The following is a 4,437-nucleotide window of genomic DNA, read 5'->3' as shown; positions in this document are numbered from 1 at the left end:
AGGGCGCGGCTTGATTCGTAAAAACCGCGCCTTTTTGCGCTGTCTCGCGCTTCGCCCCGGGACTGCGCGAGTGCGAGGGTGGAAGGGACCGTGTCCTTCGGTTGGCGTATGCAGGATCAGGCTCCTGCCTGTAAGCGGCGGCGCCATTCGTCGAGACCGATGCGGAATCGGAAGGTTCGCTCGGAATCACTCAACATCCACCCGCGACAGCTCCAAGGGAACTTGCGCTGGGAGCACGCGGGCCGCTCTAATCTCAAATCGTGGGTTCCTTCTACGATTTCGCCGAGGTCTGCCAGTCGCTCAGCCAGACCAATAGCCGCCTCCAGATAGCGGCGCTCGCCGCCGACTTCCTTGCCCGCCGCAGCCCGGAGGAAGCGGCGATCGCCGCGCGCTTCATGGTCGGCCGCGCGCTCGCCCAGGGCGGCGAGCCGCGCCTTAACGTGAGCGGCCGCGCGGTGTGGAAAATCGCCGCCGCGCTCGGCGGCGGCGAGGACCAGGGCGAAGACATCTTCACCGCCGCCGCCGACTTCGGCGAGGCGGTCGAGATGGTGATGCGAATGCGCCGCGAGGAGCCTGCGCCAACGCTTACGCTCACCGAAGTCGCGCGCACCTTCGAGGGAATCGCCGAGGTCGAAGGGCGCGGCGCGCGCAAGCGCAAGCTCGAAGGGCTCGCGGCGCTCTTTGCGCGGATGACGCCGCTAGAGGCGAAATACGCGGCCAAGGTGCTGATCGGCGAGATGCGCCACGGGATGAGCGAAGGGCTGATGCTCGAGGCGCTGGCGAAGATGGCCGGACGTCCGGTGGACGACGTGCGCCGGATGCACATGCTCGAGGGCGACGTTGGCCGGCTGGCGCAGGCGCTGCGCCAGCCGGCCATCGCCGCCGGCGGGACGGGCGCGGTCGCGGGCGCCGTGGGCCCTGGGGGCGGCGAAGCCGCTCCCAGCGCCCGCGGCGAAGCCGCCGGGGCAACGGCCGAGGGCGAGACGGATGCGACTATGGCGGCGGCGGGAGCTCCCGCGCCCGCCGCCGCCATCAGCGTCGCGCACGCGCGCGCGCTGCGCCCGATGCTCGCGCAGCCGGCGCGCGAGGTCGCCGACGCGTTTGCGATGCTCGGTCCGCGCTTCGCCCTCGAGCACAAGCTCGACGGCGCGCGCGTGCAAATCCATCACGCGCCCGGCGGCGTGCGAATCTTCTCGCGCCGGCTGAACGAAATCACGCACAGCCTTCCCGAGGTCGTCGAAGCGGCGGCCCGTATCGGCCGCCGGCACGCGATTCTCGACGGCGAGGTGATCGCCGTCGATGCCGCCGGCCGCCCGCTAGCGTTTCAGGAGGTGATGCGCCGCTTCGGGCGCGTGCGCGAGGTCGAGCGCCTGCGCGTCGAGCAGCCGATACGGCTGTTCATCTTCGACCTCCTCGCGCTCGACGGCGAGCTCTGGATCGACCGGCCCTACGAAGAGCGCTACGCAGAGATGGCCCGGCTCGCCGCCGACGCCGGGCTTTCGCTCGCCGGCCGGATCGTCCCTGCCGCCCTGCAAGAGGCCGAGCGCTTTTACGCCGGGGCGATCGAAGCGGGCTATGAGGGCGTGATGGCCAAGGCGCTGGACAGCCGCTACACGCCGGGCGCGCGCGGCCGCGGCTGGCTCAAGATCAAGCACGCGCATACGCTCGACCTCGTGATCGTTGCCGCCGACTGGGGCTACGGGAGACGCCACGGATGGCTCTCGAACTACCATCTGGCGGCGCGCGATCCGGAGCGCGGCGGCTTCGTCGAGGTCGGCAAGACTTTCAAGGGACTGACCGACGATCAGTTCGAGCGGATGACGGCGCGGTTGCTCGCGCTCAAGACCGACGAGACGCGCGCGACCGTGTTCGTGCGGCCCGAAGTAGTGGTCGAGGTTGCCTACAACGATATCCAGCGCAGCCCGCAATACGCGGGCGCGATGGCGCTGCGCTTCGCGCGTATCGTGCGCGTGCGCGACGACAAGCCGGCGGCCGAGGCCGACACGCTTGCCGCGATGACCGAGGCGTTCGAGCGCCAGGTCGTCAGGCCAGGAGTTGGCCGGCCGCCAGTCGCCCGGCCGGGATAGGAGCGGCCGGCGCGGGCGCCATGATTTTGTTGCCCTCGCGCCAAAAGGGAGAGAGGCTAACAATGCGAGAGGAGGCCGGCCGCGCTATCCCGGCGCCGCGTTGGTGAAAGAAAATGATCATCCAGATTTACAGCATGACCTCGATCGCCGACGCGACGATGACCGCCGAAGCCGGCGCCGACCTGGTCGGGGTCGTGGTCGCGGAACCCGGAGTGGTCGCCGAGGGAATCGCGGCCGCCGCTGCCCGCGAAATCCTGGCCGCGGTGCGCCCGCGCGCGCGGGGCGTCGCGCTTTCGCTCGCGGACGATCGCGACGAAATCTGCGCGATGGCCGATGCGGTGCGACCGGATATCGTGCATATTGCCGCGCGCGAGATCGAACCCGAGGATTGCGCGTGGATTCGCAGGCGCCTCGCGCCGGTGCGATTGCTCCGGGCGATCGCCGTGCGCGCCGGCGAGACCCTGGCCGAGGCCGGCCTCCATCAGGAGACCGCCGACTACCTGATGCTCGATTCGGGCGCCAAGGGCGCCAGCGGCGAGACCCATGACTGGTCGATTGCGCGCGCGGTGGTCGAGCGCTCGCGGGTTCCCGTGATCCTGGCCGGCGGCCTTTCGGCGGACAACGTCGGGCGCGCGATCGCCGCCGTGCGGCCCTGGGGCGTCGATTCGTTCACGCATACCGACGTTCCGGGCAACCGCGGCCGCAAGGATCCGGCGCGCGTGCGCGCGTTCGTCGCGGCCGCGCTGCGCGGCTTCGCCGACGCGATCGAATCGGAGAGCACTTGATTCGCAATGCCGCCCGGCGATCGGCGCTTCGGAGGAAGCGGATTGAATCGTCGCCCCCTGATGTTAATATCGCGTTACATTTTCGTTAAGCTGAGGTCATCGGGAACAATCCAATTTGGCTTCGACCAGGTTTATCGCGACTCCGCCTCGTTCCGGCTCCGCTGCCGGACCTGACGAGGCGCGGCTGGCGCTGGAAAAACTGTTCCGCGACCGGCTGCGCAAATTCACCGCGCTCCTGCCCAAGGTCCTCGCCGAGGACGGCGTCGAGGCGGTGCACGACCTTCGCGTGTGGAGCCGGCGGCTGCAGCAGGTGGTGACCACGCTCTCGCCCGCTCCGCGCTCGGCGGAGGCGCGCACGATCGTCCGCACGCTCAGGCGCGCGCGCCGCGCGCTTGGCGGATGGCGCGACTGCGACGTGATGATCGAACAGCTCGAGCGCAAGGCGCGCCGGGTGCGCGATCCCGAGGAGAAGAAAGCCTGCGCGATGATCCGCGATCTCGCGCAAAGCAAGCGCGACCGCGAGATTAGCCGCGCCCGCCGCAGGCTCTCGAGCCGCAAGCTCTTCACGCTCGCCCATCGCGCGCACAAGTTCCTGCACAATCTTCCGCAACGCGATTCGGCCGAGGGCCAAGGCCCTCCCGACGCCGCGGCGGTGATCGCGGCTTCGGCCGCCGCAGGCTACCGCGATTGGCGCGAGGCGCTCGTGCGCGCCTGCGACGGCTTCGACCCGCTCGCCATCCACGCCTTTCGCATCGCCACCAAGCGGCTGCGCTATCGGATCGAACTCGCACGCGACCTGGGCGCGCGCGACGCCGCGCCCGCGCTGGATTTTCTACGGTCGATGCAGGACGTGCTCGGCGTCTGGCACGATCAGATCGAGCTGCTCCAGCTGACCGCGCAAGCGCTCGCGGATCCGCAATTCCTGCTGAGTCATGCGCGGCTGGTCGCGATAGTCCTGCGCAAGGGGGATAGCGAACGGTCCGCGCAGAACGCCCGCGTGCGCCGGCTGCTCGCGGAGACCGGCGCCAGCGTCGAGGGCTCGGCGCTCGACCGTTGGATAACGAGCTATTGCGGCGGCGCGCCGGCCCGTGACTCCGCCCACGAGCCCGAGTCGCAAACGGATGAATCCGATCCTCCGCAGGAATCGGGCGAGGCCAGCCTCCCTCCACGCCATGCCTTTGCCCATGCGAGCGAACTGGCGCCGCCATCGGCGCCCGAGCAAACCCATCCCGCCGCGGCGCCGGTCGCTGCCGAGACTCCCGACCCCGGCGTCAGCCCGGAGGACGATTTCGTCAAAGCGCTCACCCTGCTGCCCCGGTAGGGCCCGATTCGGACATTTAGCACTTCGCTGCCGCTGGCGGAAAGCTGTCTGCTCACGGCGCCCGCCGCTTATCGCTCCCCACGAGCCGAACTTAACTCAAATCTATGCTATTATTTGCTATAATGGGCTAATCCATCTAATGTTATTTGTCTAAATCACAATGTATTTTCCATTATTAGATGTTGAGTTTCTGTAATTGAGAATTTCGATATTTTAATCGTCTTTAATAGTTGCAATAGATGTT

The 4,437-nt window shown here is 68.4% G+C and carries 3 protein-coding genes; all 3 read left to right on the top strand.

All coding sequences use genetic code 11. The features are described 5' to 3' along the window. Nucleotides 1–260: 260 nt before the first annotated feature. Nucleotides 261–2,087, top strand: coding sequence for an ATP-dependent DNA ligase (locus VMI09_15560; GenBank protein HTQ26104.1), 1,827 nt, complete (start codon nucleotides 261–263; stop codon nucleotides 2,085–2,087). A 113-nt stretch (nucleotides 2,088–2,200) separates the two neighbouring features. Next, nucleotides 2,201–2,872, top strand: a complete 672-nt coding sequence (locus tag VMI09_15555) for a phosphoribosylanthranilate isomerase (GenBank protein ID HTQ26103.1) — start codon at nucleotides 2,201–2,203, stop codon at nucleotides 2,870–2,872. A gap of 115 nt (nucleotides 2,873–2,987) precedes the next feature. After that, nucleotides 2,988–4,193, top strand: coding sequence for a CHAD domain-containing protein (locus VMI09_15550; protein ID HTQ26102.1), 1,206 nt, complete (start codon nucleotides 2,988–2,990; stop codon nucleotides 4,191–4,193). The last annotated feature ends 244 nt before the right edge of the window (nucleotides 4,194–4,437 follow it).

Source organism: Candidatus Binataceae bacterium, assembly GCA_035500095.1.
In the GTDB taxonomy this organism is placed as follows: domain Bacteria; phylum Desulfobacterota; class Binatia; order Binatales; family Binataceae; genus JAKAVN01.
Note: the sequence above shows the minus strand (reverse complement) of the source record. Positions and strands in the feature narration are given on the sequence as shown.

Excerpts from the sequence above, each read along its gene's own strand:
- VMI09_15555 (HTQ26103.1), top strand. The coding sequence starts at position 2,201 with ATGATCATCCAGATTTACAGCATGACCTCGATCGCCGACGCGACGATG.